The sequence below is a fragment of the Salinimicrobium oceani genome (genome assembly GCF_012037645.1).
The window spans coordinates 1-352 of the sequence record NZ_JAAVJR010001150.1 but is presented as its reverse complement, the minus strand read 5'-3'; the positions used below and the strand labels follow the sequence as shown (position 1 = coordinate 352).

Here is a 352-nt window from a genome sequence, read left to right as displayed (position 1 = left end):
ATTCCCTGGTTTGCAAATCTTGCCTTCAGCTTTCCCGATCTTGTTATAGGATATCTGCACTGGGTATTTCTTGGAGTTGTAAGCATAGCCCTTTTTGCACTGCTTTCTGAAGCAAAACTACTTGCACTTCCAAGATGGATCTTCTGGGTATATTTTGCAGCCTTTTTGGTTACTGAAGCTTTGATCTTCTATAAAGGTACTGCAATTTGGTTGGGTTTACCCTTAGCAACTTATTACTTCAAATTGGTTGCCTCTGCCAGCATTTTCCTGCCGCTTACGGTGGGGGTATTACTGGTGAAGAATATCTTAACAAAAAGACAAATTTCTGCTAATTCTACCTGATTTAGAAGTG

At 40.1% G+C, this 352-nt stretch carries 1 pseudogene; it reads left to right on the top strand.

Going from position 1 to position 352, the window contains the following annotated elements:
• Positions 1 to 342: pseudogene (locus HC175_RS21220) on the top strand (hypothetical protein); the annotation flags it as partial.
• Positions 343 to 352 lie beyond the last annotated feature (10 nt).